This is a genomic window from Thiocystis violascens DSM 198, assembly GCF_000227745.2.
GTDB classification, from domain to species: domain Bacteria; phylum Pseudomonadota; class Gammaproteobacteria; order Chromatiales; family Chromatiaceae; genus Chromatium; species Chromatium violascens.
In genome coordinates, this window is record NC_018012.1 from 1,412,662 (window position 1) to 1,436,766 (window position 24,105).

Annotated in this window: 17 protein-coding genes and 1 pseudogene; 4 read left to right on the top strand and 14 right to left on the bottom strand. The window is 61.8% G+C overall.

Annotated features, from left to right (window positions below; genetic code table 11):
• Nucleotides 1-7: 7 nt before the first annotated feature.
• A pseudogene (locus THIVI_RS06305) lies at nt 8-917 on the top strand (IS3 family transposase); the annotation flags it as partial.
• Nucleotides 918-1,143: 226 nt separating this feature from the next.
• On the opposite strand, the gene THIVI_RS06310 reads toward THIVI_RS06305, so the two are convergent.
• From THIVI_RS06310 to THIVI_RS06330, 5 genes are all read right to left on the bottom strand, one after another.
• Complete coding sequence (locus THIVI_RS06310; protein WP_157174377.1) at nt 1,144-1,443, bottom strand: hypothetical protein; 300 nt, start codon at nt 1,441-1,443, stop codon at nt 1,144-1,146.
• 99 nt (nt 1,444-1,542) lie between these two features.
• Nucleotides 1,543-3,273: a nickel-dependent hydrogenase large subunit gene (locus tag THIVI_RS06315; protein WP_014777800.1), complete on the bottom strand. Its 1,731-nt coding sequence runs from the start codon at nt 3,271-3,273 to the stop codon at nt 1,543-1,545.
• Entirely contained in the window at nt 3,270-4,688 is a 1,419-nt protein-coding gene (locus THIVI_RS06320; protein ID WP_014777801.1) for a (Fe-S)-binding protein, read from the bottom strand. Before THIVI_RS06320 ends, THIVI_RS06315 begins: the two co-directional genes overlap by 4 nt.
• Nucleotides 4,685-5,335 carry a respiratory nitrate reductase subunit gamma gene (locus THIVI_RS06325; protein ID WP_014777802.1) on the bottom strand — a complete coding sequence of 217 codons (651 nt, stop codon included), beginning with the start codon at nt 5,333-5,335 and terminating at the stop codon, nt 4,685-4,687. The genes THIVI_RS06320 and THIVI_RS06325 overlap by 4 nt, the downstream gene beginning before the upstream one ends.
• Before the next feature lie 57 nt (nt 5,336-5,392).
• On the bottom strand, nt 5,393-6,457 hold the full coding sequence (locus THIVI_RS06330) for a hydrogenase small subunit (protein ID WP_014777803.1): 1,065 nt from the start codon (nt 6,455-6,457) through the stop codon (nt 5,393-5,395).
• Between the two features lie 367 nt (nt 6,458-6,824).
• Here THIVI_RS06330 and THIVI_RS06335 point away from each other — a divergent pair, with 367 nt between their 5' ends.
• Nucleotides 6,825-7,067: a hypothetical protein gene (locus THIVI_RS06335; protein ID WP_014777804.1), complete on the top strand. Its 243-nt coding sequence runs from the start codon at nt 6,825-6,827 to the stop codon at nt 7,065-7,067.
• Here the strand turns inward: THIVI_RS06335 and THIVI_RS06340 are convergent.
• Nucleotides 7,054-8,238, bottom strand: coding sequence for an ISAs1 family transposase (locus tag THIVI_RS06340; RefSeq protein ID WP_014776993.1), 1,185 nt, complete (start codon nt 8,236-8,238; stop codon nt 7,054-7,056). The genes THIVI_RS06335 and THIVI_RS06340 overlap by 14 nt on opposite strands.
• An 83-nt stretch (nt 8,239-8,321) precedes the next feature.
• On the opposite strand from THIVI_RS06340, the gene THIVI_RS22570 reads away from it, so the two are divergent.
• A complete protein-coding gene (locus tag THIVI_RS22570) occupies nt 8,322-8,924 on the top strand; it encodes an IS701 family transposase (RefSeq protein ID WP_052314970.1) in 603 nt (200 codons plus the stop codon).
• Here THIVI_RS22570 and THIVI_RS23440 read toward each other — a convergent pair.
• Nucleotides 8,904-9,626 (bottom strand): IS1 family transposase, encoded by a 723-nt coding sequence (locus THIVI_RS23440; protein ID WP_014776653.1) that lies wholly within the window; start codon nt 9,624-9,626, stop codon nt 8,904-8,906. The two genes, THIVI_RS22570 and THIVI_RS23440, sit on opposite strands and share 21 nt — an antisense overlap.
• Between THIVI_RS23440 and THIVI_RS06350 the strand changes: the two genes are divergently transcribed.
• Nucleotides 9,611-10,342, top strand: a complete 732-nt coding sequence (locus THIVI_RS06350) for a hypothetical protein (protein ID WP_245537388.1) — start codon at nt 9,611-9,613, stop codon at nt 10,340-10,342. The genes THIVI_RS23440 and THIVI_RS06350 overlap by 16 nt on opposite strands.
• Before the next feature lie 344 nt (nt 10,343-10,686).
• Here THIVI_RS06350 and lysS read toward each other — a convergent pair whose 3' ends face one another.
• The 7 genes from lysS to THIVI_RS06385 form a co-directional block, all read right to left on the bottom strand.
• Nucleotides 10,687-12,225 (bottom strand): lysine--tRNA ligase, encoded by a 1,539-nt coding sequence (lysS, locus tag THIVI_RS06355; RefSeq protein WP_014777805.1) that lies wholly within the window; start codon nt 12,223-12,225, stop codon nt 10,687-10,689.
• A 298-nt stretch (nt 12,226-12,523) separates the two neighbouring features.
• A protein-coding gene (prfB, locus tag THIVI_RS06360) for a peptide chain release factor 2 (RefSeq protein WP_157174378.1) occupies nt 12,524-13,622 on the bottom strand; the annotation gives its coding sequence in 2 pieces (ribosomal slippage) (nt 12,524-13,546 and nt 13,548-13,622; 1,098 coding nt in all).
• A gap of 111 nt (nt 13,623-13,733) precedes the next feature.
• Entirely contained in the window at nt 13,734-17,924 is a 4,191-nt protein-coding gene (locus tag THIVI_RS22575) for an EAL domain-containing protein (RefSeq protein WP_014777806.1), read from the bottom strand.
• 90 nt (nt 17,925-18,014) lie between these two features.
• Nucleotides 18,015-20,447 (bottom strand): ATP-binding protein, encoded by a 2,433-nt coding sequence (locus THIVI_RS06370; protein ID WP_014777808.1) that lies wholly within the window; start codon nt 20,445-20,447, stop codon nt 18,015-18,017.
• A gap of 1 nt (nt 20,448) precedes the next feature.
• Nucleotides 20,449-21,000 carry a TOL_0243 family YfiR-like periplasmic protein gene (locus tag THIVI_RS06375; RefSeq protein WP_014777809.1) on the bottom strand — a complete coding sequence of 184 codons (552 nt, stop codon included), beginning with the start codon at nt 20,998-21,000 and terminating at the stop codon, nt 20,449-20,451.
• A 13-nt stretch (nt 21,001-21,013) separates the two neighbouring features.
• Nucleotides 21,014-23,071, bottom strand: a complete 2,058-nt coding sequence (locus tag THIVI_RS26025; RefSeq protein ID WP_157174379.1) for a TOL_0244 family TonB-dependent receptor — start codon at nt 23,069-23,071, stop codon at nt 21,014-21,016.
• A 3-nt stretch (nt 23,072-23,074) separates the two neighbouring features.
• On the bottom strand, nt 23,075-23,962 hold the full coding sequence (locus THIVI_RS06385) for an HDOD domain-containing protein (protein ID WP_014777811.1): 888 nt from the start codon (nt 23,960-23,962) through the stop codon (nt 23,075-23,077).
• Nucleotides 23,963-24,105 lie beyond the last annotated feature (143 nt).

Consider the following 24,105-nt stretch of genomic DNA (forward strand, 5'->3'; position numbering starts at 1 on the left):
GGACAGGCTTCGCGCGAGAGGCGTTGTGAAGTACGCCTGGATTGATGCGCACCGCCAGGCATTCGCCTTGAGCGAGCTCTGCGAGGTGCTGGCGGTCAGCGTCAGCGGCTACCGCGCCTGGAAGCGTGGCGGCACCGCAGATCGTTAGGGCCTGACGAATGCCCAACGGCTGGCCTTGATTCAGTCCATCCATGCTGAACTCAAGGGAGTCTACGGCAGCCCGCGGATGGTGCATGAACGGCGCGCCCGGGGCTTCTCGGCGAGCAAGGCGCGGGGGGAACGGCTGATGCGCGAGCACGGCATCCGGGGGCGCCACAAGCGCCGCGATAAGGCCACGACCGACTCCAAACACAGCCTGCCGGTGGCCGACAACCGGCTCGCGCGCGACTTCACCCCGAGCGGCCCGAATCAGGTCTGGAGCGCCGACATCACCGACCTGTGGACGGATGAAGGCTGGCTGTACTTGGCCATCGTGCTGGACCTGTTCAACCGCGAGGTCGTGGGCGGGTCGCTGAAGCCGCGCATGACGGCCGACCGCGTGACCGACGCGCTGACCATGGGTGGGTTTCGACGCCAGACGGCCCCCGGGCTGATCCACCATTCCGATCGGGGGAGCCAGTACGCCAGTCATGCCTTCCAGGCCAAGCTGGCGCAGGACGGCATGGTCTGCTCGATGAGCCGCAAGGGGAACTGCTGGGACAACGCCCCGACCGAGAGCTGGTTCAACAGCTTCAAGCACGCGCGCGTCTTTCGGGGAGCGCTTCGCCACCCGGGACGCCATGAAGGCCACAGCCTTTGAGTACATCGAGGTGTTCTACAACCGCAAGCGTCTGCATTCCACCCTCGGGTACACCTCACCGGTTCAGTTTCTGAAAGACTGGATCAGCACTCAGCAGAGAGAAAAACAGGTCGCATGAACACACTCTCTTGGAAGACGAAAAACCGAGGGAACCTCAGTCCTCAAACGGGTGGGGTGCGAAATACGTGTTCGACGTGACTGCCGAGCAGAGCTGGCGCGACGGACGAAAGCGATCAGCCTCATGCAAGGCGGAATTTCAAAGCACGCGGGGGCGGTTCGGGCAAGGCCAATGGTTCGGCCCGCCCCCCCTGCGGGCGGGGCGGTCCAAGCGGATCTCGGCGGGTTCAGGACACTTGCACGGGACGGCGAAGTTCGAGCGGCTCCGGTAGCTCGCAACGCGGAGCATGTTCGAATAACTCGACAAAGCTCTCCAGATCCTGCGCGACGATGTCCAGAACGCCCATCGGACCCGCCTGATTGATGCTCTTCTGGCGCCAATCGGCCAAAATTTCGGCCTGCGCCGCCAGGCTCCGCAGTCTTTCCGCGTGTTCCCGTGCTTCGACCTCATCAATCTTGAGCTGTCTGACCTGATGCTCACGGATATGCTGTTCAGCGAGTCTGTCTAAACCTTTCATCTCCATCATCCTCTTGTTTTTTATGCGGTTCTCAGCATTCCTCGATGGTCCGGATGACCGACTCGCCACGCCGTGCGCGACTGGCCGGCCGTCCGCCATCGGCTCGGTTCAGCGCACATGGATTTTCAGCACCTCCTCCCCATTGGGGTCCGTCAGATGCACCGCGCAGGCGATGCAGGGATCGAAGCTGTGGACCGTGCGTAGGATCTCGATGGGTTGCTCGGGATCGAGGAGCGTGTGCCCCTGCAGCGCGGCTTCATAGGGTCCGGTCTGACCCTGTGCGTCGCGCGGCCCGGCGTTCCAGGTGCTCGGGACCACGGCTTGATAGTTGGCGGTCTTGCCATTTTCGATGACGATCCAGTGACCGAGCGCGCCGCGCGGCGCTTCCATGTGGCCGACGCCCTGAGCCTTGCTGGGCCAGGTCGTGGGATCCCAGAGTTCCTCGTTGAAGGTTCTGACATCCCCCGCGCGGATGTTGGCCAGGAGTTGGTCGTACCAGCCGTCCATGGCGTCGACCATGATCTGGGTTTCCAGGGTGCGGGCGGCGGTGCGACCCATGGTCGAGTAGAGCGCCTCGAAGGGCAGATCGAGCGTCTTGAGCGTCCCATCGACCAGTTCCTTGGTCTGTGCATCCTCGGTGGCATAGAGCATGAGGATGCGCGCCAGCGGCCCGACCTCCACCGGCTGACCGCGCCAGCGCGGCGATTTGAGCCAGGAGTATTGATTCTCCACGTCCAAGTGTTTGTAGGGCGACTCGGGGCCGGTATAGGCGAACTCGGTCTCGCCCTGATAGGGATGCAGCCCTTGGTTCTTGCCATCCTTGTAGTCGTACCAGGCGCGTGTGACGAATTCCTGGATCTCGTCCTCGGCGTGCAGATCGACCTCGTGGATCTTGGAGAGATCCCGCTTCAGGATGACGCCGCCCGGCACCCGATAGGAACTCCGGTCGCCGAAACCCTTGGCCGGGAAGTCGCCGTAGCACATGAAGTTGCCAACCCCTTCCCCCTGGGTGAACCAGTCCTTGTAGAACCCGGCGATGGCCACGGTGTCGGGTACATAGACCTGTTCGACGAACTCATGCATCTTGACGATCAGGCTGCGCACCAGCTCCAGACCGACCACGTCCACCGCCGTTCCAGCCTGATTGCCCGAATCGATGCTGATGGCACAGGGCATGCCGCCGACGACCAGGTTCGGATGCGGATTCTTGCCGCCGAAGATGGCGTGGAGTTGGGCGACATCGCGCTGCCAGGCCAAGGCGTCCAGATAGTGCGCGACGGCCATGAGGTTGGCCTCGGGCGGCAGCTTGTAGGCCGGATGCCCCCAGTAGCCGTTGGCGAAGATCCCCAACTGTCCGCTCTCGACGAACCCCTTCAGCTTCTTCTGCACATCCGAGAAGTAGCCCGGCGAGGAACGCGGATAGCGGCTGATGGACTGCGCCAGCGTTGAGGTCGCCTGGGGGTCCGCGCTCAGGGCGGACACCAGATCCACCCAGTCCAGCGCGTGCAGGTGATAAAAATGCATTACATGATCGTGCACGTACTGAGCCGCCACCATCAGATTACGGATCAGCTCCGCGTTGGGCGGGATCGGATATTTGAGCGCATCCTCCACGGCGCGCACGCCGGCCAGACCATGCACCAGGGTGCAGACGCCGCAGATGCGCTGCACGAAGGCCCAGGCATCGCGCGGATCGCGACCCTGCACGATGGTCTCGATCCCGCGCACCATGGTTCCCGAGGAATAGGCGTTTTGAATCACACCCCCATCCATCTGCGCCTCGATGCGCAGATGACCCTCGATTCGGGTGATGGGGTCGACGACAATTCGCGTACTCATGCGATCGCTCCTTGGTCTTCATTGATTGGGATGGCGTGCAACGGCTTGAGCGGAATCGCGGGCGCTTCGTCGATCAGGTGCTCGGCAACCAGCTCAACGAGGCTTTCAACCTTTTTATCCCAATGGTTCTTGACGCGACCGGCCTCGAAATTCAGTCGGCAACTCGCGCAGCTGACGACGACGGTTTCGGCGCCCGTGATGTTGACCTGCTCCATCTTGATCTTGAAGGACTCCTCGCGCAGTCGGGTCGCGCGCTCCAGTAGAAAGATCCCCGCGCCGCCGCCGCAGCACCAGTTGTATTCCTTGTTCGCCGGCATCTCGACGAAATCCGCGTCCATCGCTTTCAGCACCGCGCGCGGCTCATCGAAGGCACCGCCGCGACGCCCGGTCTTGCAGGGATCGTGATAGGTGATCTTGCCCGCGAGCGGACTGAGCTTCAGTCGGCCGGCCTTGGCCTGACGCCCGAGATACTCGGACATGTACATCATCTCGAAGGGCAGATCGCCGCTTTTGAGCATCGGATTCCAGCGCAGCGCCGGATAGGCGTGTCCGCACTCGGCGATGACCAGCAGCTTGGCACCGATGCGTTGCGCGGCGGCGACGATGGGATTGACCTGCTTCTTCCACAATGACATATCGCCGGACAGAAGGCCGAAGTTCGCGCTCTCGAAGCCATCGCTACAGATGGTCCAGTCCACGCCTAGATGATTCATCACCTTGGCGGTCGCGAGCAGGCCGTTACCGTTGCCGACCAGATCGACGGCGGAACTCAGGACCATGATCTCGGCGCGTTCCTTGTCGAGCGGGATGATCACGCCGGCCTTCTCGCGGATGGTGTCGACCATCTTCCGTAGCGAGTCGGAGGAGGCGCCGAACACCGTCCCGGCGTGCTTCTGTTCCATGCGCAGGGCCGCCAGTTCCGGCGGCACCAGCTCAGCGGCCACCAGCGCGCTGCGCTGATGATGGACCAGCGAGGCGGTGTCGATCCCCATCGGGCAGACCATGGTGCAGCGGCCGCATTCGGAGCAGGAGTCGTAGACCAGTTCCTGTAACTCCTCCAGATCCTTGAGCTTGACCTCGCGGGTGACCAGTTGATACCACCAGCGGAAGGGGCCGATCTCGCGCTGATAGACCTTGCGATAGAGATTCATCTTGCGCATCGGCGCGTACTTGGTCTCGCCGGTCGCCTGAAAATAATGGCAGGCGGTGGTGCACTGACCGCAACGGATGCAGCTCTCCAGCCAGACCGCCTCGTCGGCATTGGTCTCGGCGATCAGGGTATCGATGGCCCGGCGCACGCGCACCGTCTCGGACAGTGTCGGCTGCGGCGCCATCGCGCGCAGTTGACCGATCTGGCCAGCCAGGCCCTGAACGACCTGCTCGAACGTCGGGAAAACCTGGGCGGTCGTGTTCATATCCGAACTCCCTTGTGCGCATACGCGACACCGCTTTGGGCGCGCGAGAAGATGAACCAGAAGGAATGCATCAGCTTGCCGAACGGGAACCAGGCGAACAGCAGGGCGACGCTCAGGATATGAATGGCCAGCATGGTCTCGTAGCGGGGACCGATGTGCGCGAAGGCCATCAGCCCGGTGACCAATGGCGTGGCCATGACGAACCAGGCGAAATAATCGCCCCAGTTCGAGCAATACACCGCCGGCTTGGCGATCCGCCGCAGGATCAGGGCCAACAGAGATGCGAGCGCGACGATGCCGAAGGCCACGCCAGCGGCATTGGGCAGACCCGGCCAGGAGGCGCCGGTCAGCCCGGTGATGAACTCGATGTGCGGGACGATCCCGACCACGACGATCAGAGTGGCGAGGTGAAACAGATAGGCCATCCCCGTCTGATAGCGGGTGGCGGTCGTGAACTCGCCGCTCGGCCAAGAGCGGCTGAAGACGGTTCGATAGCCTTTGAAGTTACCGAAAGCGTCCCGAGGGCGCGACAGATCGGCCCCCCGGGTCAGGACCAGCACGCCCAGCAGACGCCAGATGGTTCCGGCGACCAGGATGATCAGCGACCAGTGAATCGCCGGACCACGCGCGAACTCTAATAGTGACATGGTGTCGTTTCCTCCATTGGATCCTTTGGATTGGACGGATACCGCAAGCCGAGCGAATCACTCGTCCGCGTGAAGCTCCGCCTCTTTTTTGTGTTTCTTGGTGCGTGCCAGCAACGCGGCACCCGCACCCGCGACAACGCCGACCGCGCCAGCCACGGCGATCTTGGGGCCAGAGCCGAACTGCGCCATCGGAACCGACTCGTAGATACCGCCCTTGTCCCAGAAATTCGGCTCGGAGCAGCCGATGCAGCCGTGACCCGACTGGATCGGGAAGCTCACGCCCTGATTCCATTTGATCGTGGCGCAGGCGTTGTAGGTTTCCGGCGCCTTGCAACCGAGTTTGTAGAGACACCAGCCCTTGCGCGCGCCCTCGTCATCGAAGGTTTCGGCGAAGAGGCCGCGATCATAGAAGGGACGGCGATAGCAGCGGTCGTGGACGTTCTCGCCGTAGAAGGCGAGCGGACGTTTCAGATGATCGACCTCCGGCAGCGCGCCCATGGTCAGGTAATGCGCGATCACGCCGGTAATCGCCAGCGGAATCGGCGGACAGCCGGAGAGATTGACGATCGGCTTGTCGGTAATCAGCTCCTCGACCGAGCGCGCCCCGGTGGGATTGGGCGCCGCCTTGGGCAGACCGCCATAGGCCGCGCAGGTACCGACGGCAAGGATGGCCGCCGCGCCTGCCGCGCCTTCCATCAGCATGTCGAGATTGTTGATGCCGGCGATGGTCGAGGTGCCCTTGAGCGTGGGAATCGAGCCATCGACCAGCAGCAGATACTCGCCGGCGTGCTCGTGCATCGCCTGCTCGCGCGCCTTCTCGGCGGCGTCGCCGGACGCGGCCTGGAGCGTGTGGTGATAATCAAGCGAGATGAAATCGAAGATCAGGCTTTCGATGCTTGGCGCATGCGAGCGCAGCAGCGCCTCGGTGCAGCCGGTGCATTCCTGGAAGGACAACCAGATCACGGAGGGCCGGCGCGCCTGTTCCAGCGCGCGCGCCATGCTCGGGATGACCGCCGCCGGCAGGGCCATCATGGTTGCCGTCGTCGTGCAGAACTGGAGAAAGGCGCGCCGGCTGACGCCCTGACTGCGCAATAGATCGCCTAAGGTCGTTTCTTTGGCCATTCACTCCCCCATCGTTTTTGGATGAATCAATCCGTATAAGAGAAACCTATACAAGATTTGATCATGCTTATTCTTAGGTGCAGGGAGTATAGGCACGTCAATGACGAAAAGTCATTTGACTCAAATCAAAAACCCTAGTGATCGACGGATCTTGATCGAAACACGCTTTAATCGATCGGCCAGGCGGTAAAAAACTATTGGAAACGGCCTTTAAAAGAAGATTAAGCTATTTAAAATTAATATAAAACCAATTCGTTAAATCGCGTTATAAGCAGATTATTAATTACTTCTACTTTGTTAGCTTGACATAAGCTTATGATTTTCAAATATTATTTTCAGGGAAAATTTTATTTGGAAATGGCAGATCATGGCTAACGCGATTGGTAGCGAAACCGATGCGATGTTAAAAAACATGGTTGGTAACCTCTCCGCTCATCTGGAGGATTATCACGAATTTTTTCAAAACGAAACAGCTGATGGTCATGAACTGAGTCGAGCTTACATCATGGGTCTTCTCAAAACTGAAGCCGGAAAACGGAATCTCGAACGCATCAACGAAGAAATTGATGTGTCCGGTGGTGATCAGGGCAATCGCATCAAGCGCTGCTAACATTAGCGGGTACCGATGTATCAGCGTCGCCCTTCCTCTGAGGCGACTCGAAGAGCAATTTCGACAGGTAGGACTCGTCCCAACCGGCTTTCAAGCGTTTGTTCTGGATGCCGAGCTTGGTGCCGTCATTCTTGAGGCGCGAGAGGGCGAGGTGACGCAGGACGGCAAGATTCTCGCGCGCCACCGGATCGCGGACACGGCACTCATCCTCACGAAAGGCGATATCGAGATTCCAATGCAACCCGTTTTCGATGCCCCAGTGACCGCGTACTGCGTGGGCAAAGCGCGCGGCGCTGGTGCCGATGCTGCCAATGAAATAGCGGGTCTCGACCGAGACCTTGCCGGCGACCTCACGGCGCGATTCAACCATGCCGATCATGTTCATTGCCTCCCACGAGGCGCTGTGCGGCACGCCGGAAAGATCGCCCAAGGTTTGGTAGCGACGGGTTTCGAGACGACCATGCCCTCGCTCGACGGTTTCGAGGAATGCCGAATCGACACCGGCGTAGCCTCTGGCGTCGGCGTCGATGAACGCCTCCTCGACCTCGGCGGCCAGCGTTTCCTGGTTGCCTTTGAGCGCGAGCACATAGTCCCCTCCCTGGTGGATGATCTGCGCGGCAATCTTGGTCTGGCAGCCCATGGCGTCGATGGTGACGATGCAGCCCTCCAGCTTCAGCCACTCCAGCAGACGTGGAATGGCCGTGATCTCATTGGATTTGGCGTCGGTGGCGACCTGTCCGAGCACCACCCGATTGGCCGTCGCCCAGGCACTGACCAGGTGCAACGCCGCCAAGCCCTTGCCGCGGCTGTGGGAGCGGCGCAGGGTCTTGCCATCGACGGCAATGATCTCTTCGGGGATCAGTTCGGCCACCGACGCGCTCCATTGGCGAAAGCAGGCGGCAAACTGTGCGGGATCGATGAGCGCAAACACCCGCCCGAAGGTGTCGTGCGACGGAATGCCCGCGGGCAGTTTCAGAAACGTGCGCAGCCACGCCTCCTTGGCCTGTCCGAACGTCTCGACACCCACCCAACCGTCGGCGCCACTGAAGGACGCCGCGATGGTGATCACGATCATCTCACTTAAGAGGTGCCGTCGTTGGATCGCGCTGCGCGGCTCGTCCAGCGGGGCAAAATGGTGCGCAATCGATCGCTCCACACTCAAGTCGCACATCGGCGAGATCTCCCCAAGATTCTAAAGACTCAAATCATTGGGGCCGCAGTACGGATTGTCTAACAGTATGCGCTAATGCGTTGATGCGATTGCCCTGCGGTGGTGATGGTTATCAACGGATCCAACAGTTCATCACAGATTCACCGTGGTCGGCGGGAAACCTCATCGGTGCGATCGCCCAAGACACCTCAAGTCTGTATGCGAATCAGCCGAATTATCGCGGTCGGGATGTCGGCTACATCATTGATGAGTCAGCGCATCTCAAGAAAGGCAAGTATTCCGTTGGCGTCGCGCGGCAATATGCCGGTGTCATTGGTAAGGTTGAGAATTGCCAGGTGGGCGTTTATGCCAGCTTAGTTTGGGAATCACAGAGCACGTTAATTAATGAGCGGTTGTTCCTTCCAACGTCCTGGACCGCTGATTTAAAGCGATGTGACCAAGCGGGTATTCCTGAAGAGGCACGTCAGTTTAAAACGAAGATCGAACTCGCACTGGAGATGATTCAATCCGATCTGGCGGCGGGCGTAGACATTGGTTGGGTGGGCGGTGATGGCCTGTACGGACACGGGTTAGAGCTTGGTGTTTCTTTAGATAACATAGGGTTAAATTTTCTGCTTGATGTTCATTGCGATCAGATGATCGGTAGTGCCCTTCTCTATATGATTTCACGAATGAGCTTTAACTGAGAGAGTGCTATTATAATGATGGACAAAATGCCAAATAGCTCCAATATGGTTCTCAAGCTTTTTTGAGAAAGAAAGTGCTTTTCGTACGAGCCTGGAAATACGTTGCCTGAGTGTGCAGTTGTATCGTTCGATATGATTTGTCTTTCCCGATTCCTTACCGACAGCGTAATGACGGAATTCTGGAAAAACGGATTGATAAGCTTCCCAAAAATCGGTGTAGAAATCGGCCAATTCTTGATAATCGCGTGGCAATGAATTCCATAATCCTTGCGCACCCTTAATGCCACGAGATCCGATATAAAGTCCGACAACATATCCAGAGTCACGATCTTTCGCGATCCAAACCCATTGTTTTTCATCTTTTTTCAAAACAAATGACCACAGTTCGTCGCACTCGACAACCAGTCGAAAATCAGACAACTTTGGCACGTTTAATTGGCGCGGAACGCCCTCGTATTTTTGATTGACATAGATTTGCAACCAGGATTCAGAGACATTTGCAACACGCGCGATACCAGCAAGCGCAATCCGTTCAAGAAGCAGTCGATCGATCAGCGATTTGGTCTCTTCAGAAATCGCTGAAACTAAGGGGTCAATCACGAATTGACGGCCACATTCCCGACAAAGATGGTTTTGCTTTCCGGTTGCATTAAATCCATTCTTCACGATCTTGGTGGTGTTGCAAGTTGGGCAGTGATTCATGTTTGAATAAATCCAGTCAGATTTTAGATCCTATAGATTGGGGCACTACCCAGATGATCTATCCCCTCAAACCCATTCTATCGGTTCCGGAATCCGCTGGGCGAGGACGAAAGCCAACCAAACTTCAAGCTGATCGCGACCCCACGCAAGTGAGATGGTATGCCGACCATCTTTATCCTTTCCAATGGCGCACGATGGCCGTTCGCAATGGGGCCAAAGGGCCGATCACGCTGTCCGTTCATACCGCTCCCGTGTGGGTTTGGGATGGCAAGTCGGAGCGCGTGACCGAGCGGGTATTGGTCATCAGCCGAAATCACGCGGACAACAAGATCAAATACTCACTCAGTAATGTCGATTATCGGAGCACCCCGATCGAAAGGCTGGCTTACATGCAAGCACAGCGCTATTGGGTTGAACGGGCATTTCAAGAAGCCAAAAGCGAATTAGGAATGTCAGATTATCAAGTCAGAAAATGGAATGCCTGGCACCACCATATGGCGCTGGTGATGTTGTCGCTGTCCTTTATTGTTAAAGAGCGTCTTTTGCACAAAACCGATTATCCATTGGTGAGTTGCCGTGATCTTCGGCTTCTCATCATCGCTTTACTACTCAACGATCCGGATGCGGTCGAAAAAAGAATCCAGCAAATGCGGGTCAGGCATGAGCAAAGGCGCAAGGATATCGAGCGTTATTACAAGCTGACCGCGACGGGATAGTCAATGCGTTTGAATTAAAGTAACAAAGTAGAATTACCGATCAATAACTTTATCGCTGCGATAATCGTCAGCTTTTTATTCTATTATCAAACTGCTTTCAGACCATCTTTTTCAGTTGGCCATGCGGATTTCGTATTAAGGATTTCCCGTTCGTCCCGAGCCCAGTCGAAGCCTTTCATGCGCCCTTCGGCTTCGCTCCTCGTGCTGAGCGAAACCGAAGCAAGGGCAGGCTCGGTCGAATGGGGGACGAACGGGAAATTCGAGTCATCGGCGCGCGAAGCCGGTCATGAATAGGCAATCCCAAGCGGACGGATCCGCACGACTCGGGTTTTGCGAACCGGCCGTCAGGTCGCCGCCTCCGGGCGCATGTGCGGAAACAGCAGCACGTCGCGGATCGAGGGTGAGTCGGTGAAGAGCATCACCAGCCGGTCGATGCCGATCCCCTCCCCCGCCGTCGGCGGCATGCCATGCTCTAGGGCACGGATATAGTCGGCGTCGAAGAACATGGCCTCCAGATCGCCAGCATCTTTTTCGGCGACCTGCGCCCGGAAACGCTCGGCCTGATCCTCGGCGTCGTTCAGCTCGGAGAAGCCGTTGGCGATCTCGCGACCGCCGACAAAGAACTCGAAACGGTCGGTGACGAAGGGATTGTCGTCGTTGCGCCGCGCCAGGGGCGACACCTCGGTCGGATATTGGGTGATGAAGGTCGGATCCAGCAGCCGGCTTTCCACCGTCCGCTCGAACAGCTCGATCTGAATCTTGCCCAGACCCCAGGTCGGTTTGAGGGCGATCTTCAAGCGAGCGGCCACCGCGCGGGCGTTTTCCAGAACGTCGACATCGGCGGGCTCCAGTTCGGGATTAAACCGCAGGATCGCCTCGCGCACGCTCATCCGCGCGAAGGGTTGACCGAACTCGTAGCTCTCGCCCTGATACTCGATCCGGGTGCGCCCGAGCACTTGGAGCGCCATCTGGCGCAGCATGTCCTCGGTCAGGTCCATCAGATCCCGATAGTCCGCGTAGGCTTCGTAGAACTCCAGCATGGTGAACTCGGGATTGTGCCGGGTCGACAAGCCTTCGTTTCTGAAATTGCGGTTGATCTCGTAGACCTTTTCCAGACCGCCGACGACGAGGCGCTTGAGAAACAGCTCGGGGGCGATGCGCAGGAACAACTGCATGTCCAGCGCGTTATGGTGGGTCACGAAGGGACGCGCGACCGCCCCGCCGGGGATCACCTGCATCATCGGGGTCTCGACTTCCAGATAGCCCCGGCGGTTGAGATACTCGCGGATGAACTGAACGATGGCGGTGCGGATGCGGAAGGTCTCGCGCGTCCCGCTGTTCATGATCAAATCCAGATAGCGCTGACGGTAGCGGCTCTCCATGTCGGTCAGACCGTGGAACTTTTCGGGTAGCGGACGCAGCGCCTTGGTCAGCAGACGGAGACTGTCGCAGCGGATCGACAACTCCCCGGTCTTGGTCTTGAAGAGCACGCCCTCGGCGCCCAGGATATCGCCCAGATCCAGATCGCGTTTGAAGCTGGCATAGGCATCCTCGCCGATCAGATCCCGCTGGACGAAGATCTGAATGCGCCCCGACAGATCCTGAAGGTGTGCGAAACTCGCCTTGCCCATGACGCGGCGCGTCATCAGACGCCCGGCCACTTTCACTCGCAGCTCTTGCGATGCTAGCGATTCGGCGTCCTGCTCGCCGTACTCGGCCAGGAGTTCGCCGGCCACCGCATCGCGCCGGAAGTCGTTCGGGAAGGCGATGCCCCGCTCGCGCAGTTGCGTCAGCTTCTCGCGCCGTTGGGCGATCAGCTTGTTTTCGTCCTGCGTATCATGCGGCGCCGGATTGGGATTGGTCTCGGTCGAGGCTTCGTTCATCCGTTTAGGATCTCCAGGGCAATAGGTTGATTTCCGGAAAACCGCATCTCGGCGCACCCAGGCGCGCAAGGGACAGGATTCACGGGAGTTGGCAAGATTGACAGGATTCTTCGTCTTGGCCGTCGTTCCGAGCACCGTCGGAGCCCCCCTGGGAGCGCTACCCTCACTGCCATTAAGTTAAGCCGTTCGTGGTGAGGCCCTCGAACCATGAACGGCTTAACTTAATGGCAGTGAGCACCGCCCTGGGAGCGCCGACTTGCAGTCGGCGCTCCCAGCAGGGCGATTCCCCGGAAGGCGCTTAAAGCCCGCTCTTGAGGCTGGCCTCGATAAAGGGATCGAGATTCCCGTCCAGCACCGATTGCGTATTGGCGATTTCCACGCCGGTGCGCAGATCCTTGATCCGCGACTGATCCAGCACATAGGAGCGGATCTGACTACCCCAGCCGATATCGGATTTGGTGTCTTCGAGCGCGTCCTGCGTGGCGCGACGCTTCTGCATCTCCAGTTCATAGAGTTTGGCCTTGAGCTGTTTCATGGCCTGATCCTTATTCTTGTGCTGAGACCGATCATTCTGACACTGGGTCACGGTGTTGGTCGGCAGATGGGTGATGCGTACCGCCGACTCGGTCCGATTGACGTGCTGACCGCCGGCGCCGCTCGCGCGGTAAACGTCGATGCGCAGATCCGCCGGATTGATCTCGATCTCGATGCTGTCGTCGACCTCGGGCGAGACGAACACGGAAGCGAAAGACGTATGACGCCGATTGCCCGAGTCGAATGGCGATTTGCGCACCAGCCGGTGCACCCCGATCTCGGTGCGCAGCCAGCCGAAGGCGTAATCGCCCTCGAACTTGATGGTGGCCGACTTGATCCCCGCGACCTCGCCGGGCGAAACCTCCATCAGCTCGGTTTTGAAACCGCGCCGCTCGCCCCAGCGCAGATACATGCGCAACAGCATCTCGGCCCAATCCTGCGCCTCGGTGCCGCCCGAGCCGGACTGGATATCGACGAAGGCGTTATTGGCGTCCATTTCGCCGGCGAACATGCGCCGGAATTCCAATTCAGCCACGCGCGCTTCATGGGTCTGAAGATCGGCGACCAGCGACTCGACGGTCGCCTCATCGCCCTCCTCGACGGCCATGGAGAGCATGTCATCGGTGTCGGTGAGCGCGGTCGTCAGCTCGTCAATGGTGAGCACGATCGCTTCCAACTGCGCACGCTCGCGGCCCAGCGCCTGCGCGCGGCTCGGATCGTTCCAGATGGTCGGATCCTCAAGCTCCCGCAGTACCTCGGTCAGTCGTTCCTGGCGATCCGCATAGTCAAAGATACCCCCTGAGGGACTCGACGCGCCCCCGCAGGTCGTTGATCTGAGAAGTGATCGGGTTGAGATCGAGCATGGTCGGCTCCGGCGGATAAAACCGGGCATTATAGTGATCGATCAGCCCCTCCGCGAAGAATTTCCCGTTTGTTCCATTCGACGAGGTACTCCCGAGCACCGCTGACATAGCTCATGACGAACCGAACATCCCGCGGGCGTGCAGCCAGGCGATCAGTTCATCCAGCGGCATGGGCTTGGCGATCAGCCAGCCCTGGACCAGATCGCAGCCCAATCCGCGCACCAGATCCAGATCCGCCTGGGTCTCGACGCCCTCGGCCACGGTGGTCAGCCCGAGCTTGCGCGCCATCTCGACGCTGGCAGACAGGATTGCGCGCACGGCGGGGCGTTCGGAGGCGCCCCGCACGAAACCGCGGTCGAGCTTCAGTTCGCCAAAGGGGATGCGCCGGAGTTGCTCCATCGACGAATAGCCAGTGCCGAAATCGTCGATGGAGAGCTTGAAGCCCTTGAGCCGCAGGCGGGTCAGGACATCCATGGCGATATCGGGGTCGGACAGGAGCGTGGTTTCGGTGATTTCCAGGATCAGATTCTCCGCCGCGAAACCGCTCGTCTGGATGCTGTCCAGGATGAATTCCGGCAGATGGATATCCGACAGCCAGTCGGCCGAGAGATTGAAGGCAATCGTCAGGGGAAAACCCGCCGCGGTCAGCTTGACGCCGTCGTTCAGGGTCTTGGCGAGTAGCGCCTGGGACAACGGTATGATCGATCCATGACGCTCCGCCGCGCCGATAAAGAGATCGGGCCGCACCTGGCATCCGCCGCGCCGCCAGCGCGCCAGCGCCTCCAGGCCCACCACCCGCAAGGTGTTGGCATCGACCTTGGGCTGGAAGTGCATGCTGAATTCGTCCCGGCGCAGACCGTCAAGAATCTCGCCCGGCGCAATGTCCGCCACCGCCGCCTGAACGGAGCGCGCGAGCGGCTCGCGCGCGCTCGTCAGCAGGTCGGTCAGCGCCGCGCGCGTCATCGGCTTCCTGATTGCGCCGCGCAGATACAGCCCCTTGGCCCGGATCAGATCGGCGGCGGTGTGCAGCAGACGTTCGTCGACGCCGCTGGAAATGACCAGATCGCCGGGGTAGCCGCTCGCGGCCAGGCGGCGCAGAAATTCGATGCCGTCCATGCCCGGCATGCGGAGGTCGGTGATCAGCAGATCGATCCCGGCGCCACCCACGCGCTCGATCTCCGCCAGCGCCGCCTCGCCGCTGTCGACCGTCAGAATCTCCCCGACGCCCAGCAGCGCCAGCAGCATGCCGGTTTGCCGACGCGCGATGGCGTCGTCGTCGAGCACCAGCACGCGACGCGGCAGGATCTCGGGGGGCAGCGGCGCGCGCTCCGCCAGGGAAGGCGGCAGTGCAACAGTCAGTCGCTGGGCAGCGGCTTCTAGGTCTCCGATAGCATCGTCGAGTTCGGCGAGCAGGGATGGCGCCACCTCCACTTGACCCAGGCGGGCGGCCTCTTCCAGTCGCTCGGCCAGGGCGGCGAAATGGAGCGCGCCCACCATGTGTGCCGAGGATTTGAGCTTGTGCATCGCCAGCATCAGGGCGCGGGCGTCGCTTTCCCGGCGCAGGTTGCGGCAGGCGGGCAGTTCGGCGCGCGCGGTCATGACGAAGAGATCGATCAGCTCGCGCATCTGTCGCTGGCTGACGTTGCCAAGGGCGCGGACGATAGAGGCCGTGTCCAGGGTTGCGTTCGGATCCTCCGGCGGCACGGCCGACAGCGGATCGGGCGCCGCGCGCGACAGCCAACGGTCGAGTCGGCGGCGCAGGTCGTCCAGTGCGATCGGCTTGGGCAGGATGTCGTCCAGGCCGGAGGCGCGGCAGGCGGTCAACACCTCCGGCTCGGACGCGGCGGTGATCGCAATAATCGGCAGATGGCCGCCATGTTCCTGTTCGGCGGCGCGGATGGAACGGGTCAAGTCCAGGCCGTCCATGCCCGGCATGTTGAGATCGGTCAGCAGCAGATCATGTCCGCCGGCCTGCCACTTGGCCAGGGCCGTCGGCCCATCGGCGGCGAGATCGGCGACATGGCCCAGTGCCTCGATCTGCATGCGCAGCAGAACCAGATTGGCCGGATTGTCCTCGGCGATCAGGATGCGACGGCGGGCCGGTGGCTCGCTGCCCGTTGGAGCACGCGGTGCCGGCGGCTGGCTGGTCTGTTCCAGCGCGGATGGTGTCTGTTGCAGTTCGTCGATGACGCGCTGTTGGACCGCCCGCAGACGCGCCGCGTCGAGGATGCCGGCGTAAGTGGCGGTCAGGGTCTGGAGAAACTCGACCTCGCTCCGATCGTAACCGCCGGGACGATTGGCCAGACCGAGAACCCCCAGCAAAACGTCTCCCTCGCGAATCGGCAGGCCCAGGAAGGAGTGCAGCCGCGGATGTCCGTCGGGCAGGTGTCCCTGGATCCGCGCGCCATCCAGATCATTGACGATCACCGCCTCGCCGGTATGCAGAATGTCGCCTAACAGATTCTGGAGATTGCGAAATTCCATCCCCTGCGCACGAGCCGTCTTCAGCAGGCGGTGGGTCTGCGCGTTCCAGGCAATGCCGCTGATGGCCTGGGGCGCGAGAAACCGCGTTCCATCGGCATCCTCGCGCGCATCCAAGAGGAAGCCATGGGCGCTGTCGGTCAGGATCAGCAGGCCATCGAGCAGCAGCGTCGCGGTGGCGGCGAGATCCTGAGTGGCAATGAACCGCTGTAACGCGCGACGTTGCAGATCGAGCAGACGCTCGTGGCGTTTGCGCTGCGCCAGCAGGCTTTTTTGTTCCGAGATCTCGGTGCGGATCGAGAGATAGCGTTCGAGCCGCTTCCGTTCGTCCAGAATCGGGGCGATGGTGCACTGCACCCAATAATGGCTGCCATCCTTGCGCCGGTTTTGCAACTCGCCCTGCCAGATGCGCCCGGCTGAAATGGTACGCCACAGCCCCTCGAAAACGGCTGGTGCCTGGTGAGCGGATTTGACGATGCGATGATTGCGCCCGATCAGTTCCTCGCGGCGGTAGCCGCTGCTCTCGCAGAATTTTCGGTTGATGTCGAGAATGGCGCCATCGGGGCTGGCCACGGACACGATGGCATGCCGGTCCAGGGCATTTTTCAGATCCGCCAATTCGCGCCAGGCACGCCGCCGTTGGAAATACACGACCTCGAAGAGCCGGAACTGGCGCGCCCGCGCCAGCACGGCCACGGTCAGCAAACGGTGGTCGAGCGGCGCGACGAAATACTCCTCGCCGCCCGCCTGGCAGGCCGCGATTCGCGGCGCGGGCGCATCGGTGGCGGCAAGATAGATGGCGGGCAGGCGGGTAAAGCGTTTGTCGCGGCGCAGCAGGGCGACGAAATCGATCCCGCAACAGTCCGCCATGCCGACGCCCACCACGCAGGTCTCGGGCACAAAGTTCGCGACTCGCGGCCAGATCGCCAGCGGATCGGCGCTGGCCAGCACCTCGCAGCCGACCGCGCTCAGAACCGCCGTGCAATCCGCCAGGCGCGCGCGGTCGTCGTCGACGAGCAAAACCCGGTAGGGCGTGCGCGGTATCCAGGCCAGTCCCGCCAGTTCGCCCAGCAGCCGGTCGATCTCCAGAGGGGCGTCGAGCACGAGACGCGCGCCCGCGCGCCGGGCCTGGATCTGCGCGGAAAAGTTTTGGCCGCCCGACTCACTCTCGCATCGCGCCGCCGCGTTTTCGGGGCAATCCGGCGCGTTCGACAGGCCCTTGTCCTCATTGACCCCAAGGGGCTGACTGGCCGCGAGCCTGTCGAGCACCGCCACCACCAGCGGCGTGCTCGGAAGCGGGTCACTGATGTCCGGCAACAGCGGCCGCAGGCGTGGCGCGTGCGCCGTCAGCCAATCGGTTCCGGCGAGCAGGATCGTCTGACCCTGTCGCAGCCGTTGCTCGACCGCCGCGATCCCGTCCGCCCGCTCGACCGCGAAGCCGAGCGAGCGCAGGAGCGTCAACAGATCCCCGTCAGTCTCGCCGACGGTACCGGCGACCACGAAGGTCCAGTCTCCAGGGTTCGCGGGGAGCAGCATGGGATCCAGCCGCTCGGCCAGCGGCCCCCGCTCCAGCAGCTCGGCCAGACCGACGGTGGCCTGGACGACCGGCGCCAGCCGTTGCGCCGATGGCGCCTCGCGTCTGAATTCGTCCAGGATTCCGACCAGTTCCCGGGCGCGCCCGAGCGCCGCGACCCAGCCGGACGCGCTCGCGTCGTCCTCGATCCCCTGGGCGATCTCAGCCAAGCGCGCCCCGGTGTCGCGTTCCCAGCCGTTGCGTGTCAGCCGATCCGTCAGGGTACGTAGCTGCTCCGGTACGCTCATGACGCCGGCCCCCCGGAACTGAAGCCACTGGATCGATAACGTTCGACCGCGTGTTTGACCATCTGCGCCAGCAAGGCGCCCATCGACGGCTCATCCTCGACGATCAACACGCGCATCGCGCTCCTCCTCTCCTCGGAGTGGCTGCATGAAGGTCTCGATCGCCTCAACCAACTGGCCAAACTCGCCTTCGGCGATCGCGAACCGGTCCGCGGCCACCGTCATCCGGCCATCCCGTCCCAATGCTTCGAGTTCATGGCAGAGCGTGCCGAAACGCTGTCCGCCCAGATTGGCGCTGCTGGATTTCAGGGAATGGGCGGCCCGGCGCAGTTCCTCGGCGTCGCCCGCGTCCAACGCCAGCCGGATCCGCTCCATCAGGCTGGTCGCGCTGTCGCGGTAAAGATCGAAGACGATGCGCAACGGATCGGGTTGTCCGGGCTGTTGCAGACGCCGGATAGCGTCAAGCGCGGCGCGGTCGAGGGTCTCCGGCATTGTCTCCGCGACATCGGGCGGCGCGCGTTCTTCTGACGGGAAGGCCGGTCCGGGAGGGGGCGCGGCGACCAGCCAGGGCGTGATCGCCGCCTGTAATTGCGCCTGACTGAATGGCTTGCTCAGATAACCATCCATCCCGCACGCGGCACAGCTCTCCCGCACGCCTTTCTCGACGTTGGCCGTCAAGGCCAGGATCGGCAACCGCGCCGCGCCGCCCGTCGTCCGTTCCCGCGCGCGAATCGCCCGCGTGGCGTCGAACCCGTCCATCACCGGCATGTGGCAGTCCATCAGCGCCAGCGCGAAGTCGCCGCCGCGCGCCGCGCGTACCGCCTCCTCGCCGTTGACGGTCGGGGTCACGGTCAGTCCTAGGTCTTCGAGCATCAGGGTCGCCATTTCCCGGTTGACGGGGTTGTCCTCCACCAGGAGCACGGACCCAGTCAGCGGCGCCCGCGCATTCGCGGTCAGCTGCGTGGCGCGGCCGTGCTCCGGCGAAATGCGGGTAGGTTCCGCCAACCCGCGCGCGGGATCGAGCCGGACCCTCAGGGTAAAGCGCGCGCCCTGCCCCGGCGCGCTCTCGATCTGGATGTCGCCCTCCATCAAGCGGGCCAGTTGCTGGGAGATGGCGAGCCCAAGTCCAGTGCCGCCGTGATGGCGCGTGGTCGAGCCATCGCCCTGCGAGAAGGCGTCGAAGATCGTCGCCTGAATCGCGGGGGCGATGCCGGGTCCGGTATCCTCGACCTCGATGGCCAGGAGCAAACGGTCATCGGCGCGAAAGGTGACGCTGGCGCGGACGACGATCTCGCCCCGCTCGGTGAACTTCAAGGCATTGCCCAGCAGATTGATGAGAATCTGACGCAGACGGGCGGCGTCGCCATGCGCGCGGGCGGTCAATTCGCGGGGCAGACGCGCCGAGAGGAGCAGCCCCCTGGCACTGGCCATCTCGGTGAAGAGTTGCACCGTCTCCTCGATCAGTTCGCAGGGGTTGAAGTCATGCGGATCCAGGATCAGCTTGCCGGCCTCGATTTTGGAGAAATCGAGAATGTCGTTGATGATGTCCAGCAACGCCTGCCCCGAGCGATGAATGGTATACGCGAAGCGCCGCTGCTGGGGATCGAGGTCGGTTTTCAAGAGCAATTCGGCCATGCCCAACACCGCGTTCATCGGGGTGCGGATCTCGTGGCTCATGGTGGCGAGGAACTCGCTCTTGGCGCGGCTCGCCGCTTCGGCGCGATCGCGCGCCTCGGCGAGCGCGGCGATGGTTTGTTCCAGCTCGCGGGTGCGGGCGGCAACCTGCCGTTCGAGCGTCTCGTTATAGCTCGCCGGGGCGAGGTCGCGTTGCTGGATCTGCTCCAGCATCGCGTTGAAACCGCGCATCAGCAGTCCAATCTCGTCGCCCCGTTCGTCATGGATTCGCACCCGGTAATCCCGCTCGCGGGAGACGGTCTCCATGACCTGGGCGAGCGACAGCAAGGGCCGGGAGATCGGCTGATGCAGCCCGTTGGCCAGCAGCATGGCCGCCAGCACCGCGACCGCGAAGATGACCGCGCTGCTCCACCAGGAACGGCTGATGGCGGCCCGCACGCGGTCGAGACCGTCGACGAGATGGACCTGGCCGATGACATCGCCATCGACCTCGATGGATCGGATGACGTGCATCTGGTCGTGATCGAGGGTGTCGATGACGCCAGCGGGCGCCAGTGTCGTCGCGTCTTCCAGGGGGCTGGCGTCTTCGGGATAGGAGGCAAAGAGGACGCCATCCCGGTTCACGACATAGGCGCCGATGAGCTGCGGCCGTCCTTTCAGGGCAGCCAGTGTCTGGCGCGCCGCCTCGGCGTCATTGAAGGTCACCGCCGACGCGACGTTATAGGCCAGCATCTCGGCGAGTGCATGTAGTTCGCCGAGCGCCGTGCGCTGCAAGCCCTGGCGTTCGTTGAACGCATGGATCAGGCTCGACAGCACCAACACCAGGGTCGCCACCGCCAGCATCAGCAGCATCAGTTTGTAGCGGATGGAAAGGTGTTTGAGCCAGTTCATATCAATCTCGGATGACGCGGGTGGCCAGCTTCAGAAGTTGGGAGCTGATGGTGAGGCCAGCCCCTTCGGTGCTGGCCAGATTGATCTCGAAGCGCAGCCGGTTATCCAACTGGACAAAACCGATCATGCCACCGGCGGCGGCGAATCCAGGGGCTTCGCTGACCGTCAGTGTCGGCCGTCCGGCCAGGGTACTGAGCAGCGGGTTCAAGTAAGGTTGCTCGGACAGACTGACATAGACGACATGGCAGTCACGCAGCGGCGCACCACGCGCGCGGCGCTCGACCCGCACGGTATGACCCTGCGCGGATTTGCCGTCGAGCGTATCCAGCGCATCCCCGGAAGCGGGACGGCCATAGACACAGAGCAGCAGCGGCGCGTTGGCACCCGCGAAGCTATCGCTGGGCCAGGTGACGAATTTGCTGAAATTGTAGAGATAGGCCGCCGCCAGTTCCGTTTCCCGTACCTCGGCGCGCGCGCCGAGCGCGGCGCACGCCAGCAGCGCGACGATGAGGCGGCGGGTCCGGCGCCGACAAGGGTAGGAGCGATCCCGCATCTGACTGCCGCGATCAAAAACTCAGTCGCAGCAAGCCATAAACACCGCGTTCGACTTCCAGGCGCTGGAATCCATAGACATCCTGATAGCCTTCCCGATGGGAGGCGTGCAACAGATTCTGACCCACGATGGACAGTTCGACCTTGGGCCGCGGTCGCCAGGCCAGACGCAGATCGAGTTCCCAATAGGACGGAACAAGCGAATCGCCGGGATTGCCGAAGATGAACGAGGAATCGCTCTGATCCACATAGCGCACCCAGACATCGAGGTCGATGTCCGGACGCGGGTTGAACTGCGAGCGCAGCGAGACCTGCTGGCGTGGATCGACCCGCGCGAGCAGGTCATTTTCCTGCTCCTGGCCCGCGGGCGACTGGATATCCAGTTCCAGCGCGCTGTAGGCCAGCATCAACCGCCAGTCGTCGCGAACTTGGGCCTCCACCGCCAATTCCGCGCCATAGCCATGGCCGCGTGCCTGGTTGGCGCCGGGCAGTTCCGCGATCAGATAGCCATTGGCAAGCGTCTCCCAACGCAATTGCGCGCCATCCTGGCTGATCGTGCGCAGCCGGTCATAGTCGTTGTAGAACAGTGCCAGATCCAGGCTCAGGCGCCGCGTGGGGGTGGCGCGGAAGCCCAGTTCATAGGCCGTCAGCAGTTCGGAATCGAACTCGCTGGTCCCGCTGACCTGAGGCACGACCGGGAGGGTCGCGAGCGGCGTTGGGAGCGACTGCACGTTGATCAGCCAGATGTTGGCGCTACGCTCCACCCGTGCCGGGGTGCGCACCGCGTGCGAAATCGCGCCCCAGAGACTGGTTTGCTCGGACGGTTTCCACAGCAGGCGAAGGTTGGGCTGGATTTCGAGTCCGGTGTAGTCGTTGTGCTCGAACTTGGATCCCAGGGTTAGACGCAGACGATCCCGGATCAATTCAATGTCGTCCTGGATAAAGAGGTTCCAGAGGTTGCGGCTCTCCGCTGCCGGATTGACGTTCGTGATCAGGGTATTGTCGAAATGATCGTCGATGTTGCGATAGCCGAGTCCCCAGACCAGATCGTGACGTTCGCCAACCTTGGCCCGCTGCTGGAATTCCAGATCCAGGATGTCGTTGCGCTGACCGGCGTAGTATTCGTGGCGCTCGGCGTGATCGTAATAGAGCTTGAGCGAGACATCGGAGGTCACCGATAGCGCGCGCTCCCAGCGCCCGAGCAGATTCCAGCCGGAGGCGTTCAACCGATCGTCGATCGCGGACATGAAGGCCGGCGGCAGGAAGGGATCGGGCACCAGCAGTTGCTGGCGCAGATTGCTTCGATAGAGGTCGCCCTGCACGGTGACGCGATCACCCGCCGCCAGGGTGGAATCGACGCGAAAGCCGCCCTGGGCGATGTCCCAGGCATCGCGGCCATCCTCGCCGCTCGCCGTGACCAGCGCATCCCGCTCGTTGTACTTGACATAGGCCCGGGCGAAGGTGCCCGGTGCCAGCTCGCCGCCATAGCGCAGTGCACCGAGCGCGCGTTCCTCGCTGCCACCGCCAGCGGCCAGCAGCCCGCCCTGGGTCGCCGCGGAGGATTTGGTGAGGATGTTGATGACGCCATTGACGGCATTGGCACCCCACAGGGTGGCTCCCGGACCGCGAATCACCTCGATGCGCTCGATGTCCTCCAGCATCACGTCCTGCTGCTCCCAATAGACGCCCGAGAAAGCAGGGGAATAGACGGTGCGCCCGTCGATCAACACCAGCAGCTTGTTGGAGAGACGCCCGCCAAAGCCACGCGCGGAGATCGACCATTTGTTGGCATCAAGGCGTTTGACCGTGAGACCAGGGGCCATACGCAGGGCCTCCGGAACCGAGGTGGCGCCGCTGCGGCGGATATCTTCGTTGCTGATGACAAAGACGGCAGCGGCGGCATCGGCCAGGGGTTGGGATTTCTTGCCGACCGAGGTCACCTCGACATCGAGCAGTTCCTCCAGGCTCAGCGATGTAAGATCGGCGGCCCGCACCGGCGCGAGCGTCACCAGCATTGCCAGACCGCACAAATATCCCCGTCGCACCGCAGCGCGATCATCGGCGTTTGTCATACGTCAACCCATGCCGTTTAGTGGAGACCAGCCGCCTTCCTGGGCCTGTTTGCAGAGCGCCGCCCACTCATCCTCGTCCAGCGCCAATTCCTGCCGGGCGTGATCCCGATAGGTCAGCAGTTCGGGTTGTTCATGGTTCCCGAGCGCCAGCGCGATGAGATAGCGCCCCAATTGCGAGACGGCGATCAGGGATCGCACCCTGGAATCTTCCAGGCCACGATAATCGAAGGCGTGACGATGATAGATCGCCAACGCCAGATGCTCGGGAAGCTGCCAGGTGCTGGCCAGCAGGAAGCCGACGGTGGCGTGATCCACGCCCAAGGCGGCGCGTTCGTGCTCCATCAGCGATTGGGGCGAGCCGAAACGCAGCACCCATTCGTAACCGTAATTCTCCAGCAGATCGGCGAAGATCAGGCTGCCGACATCGTGCATGAGACCGAACAGATAGGCTTCTTCCGAGCTGATGCACTCGACCAGACCCGCGATGGTCGTCGCCACGCGGGCCTGTTCCATGATGGATTCCCACACGACGCGGGCCGAGCCTTTGGCGTCTCCAAGCATGCGCTCGATCACGGCGGCGGTGACCAGATTGACCAGTTGGTCGATCCCCAGCAGCATGACGGCCTGCTGAACGCTGGCGATTTTAGCCCGACGCGCAAAGATCGGCGCGTTGACCTTTTTGAGAATCTGCCCGGCCAACGCGAGATCCTGCGCGATGAGATCGGCGACGACCTTAACGTTCGGTTCCGATCGGTTCAGTTCCGCGCGCAACGCGAGCACCACATCGGGGATCTGCGGAACCCTGGCTTTGCGCACGGCCTGGAAAGCTGTTTCGAGAGCCGCTTTCGGCGGATAGAGGGAAGCGATGGGGCGCTGGAAAGGCATGGTCATTTGTTCAGTCCTGGATGCACTGGTCATGACGAGCTGCTGGACTCGGCACCAGTGCGAAGCTTAACCCAAACGGCCGGCGCGTCCGCGATTTCCCCGTCACATCCCTGAGCCGTGCTCTGTGCCCGAACGCATAAATGGCAATC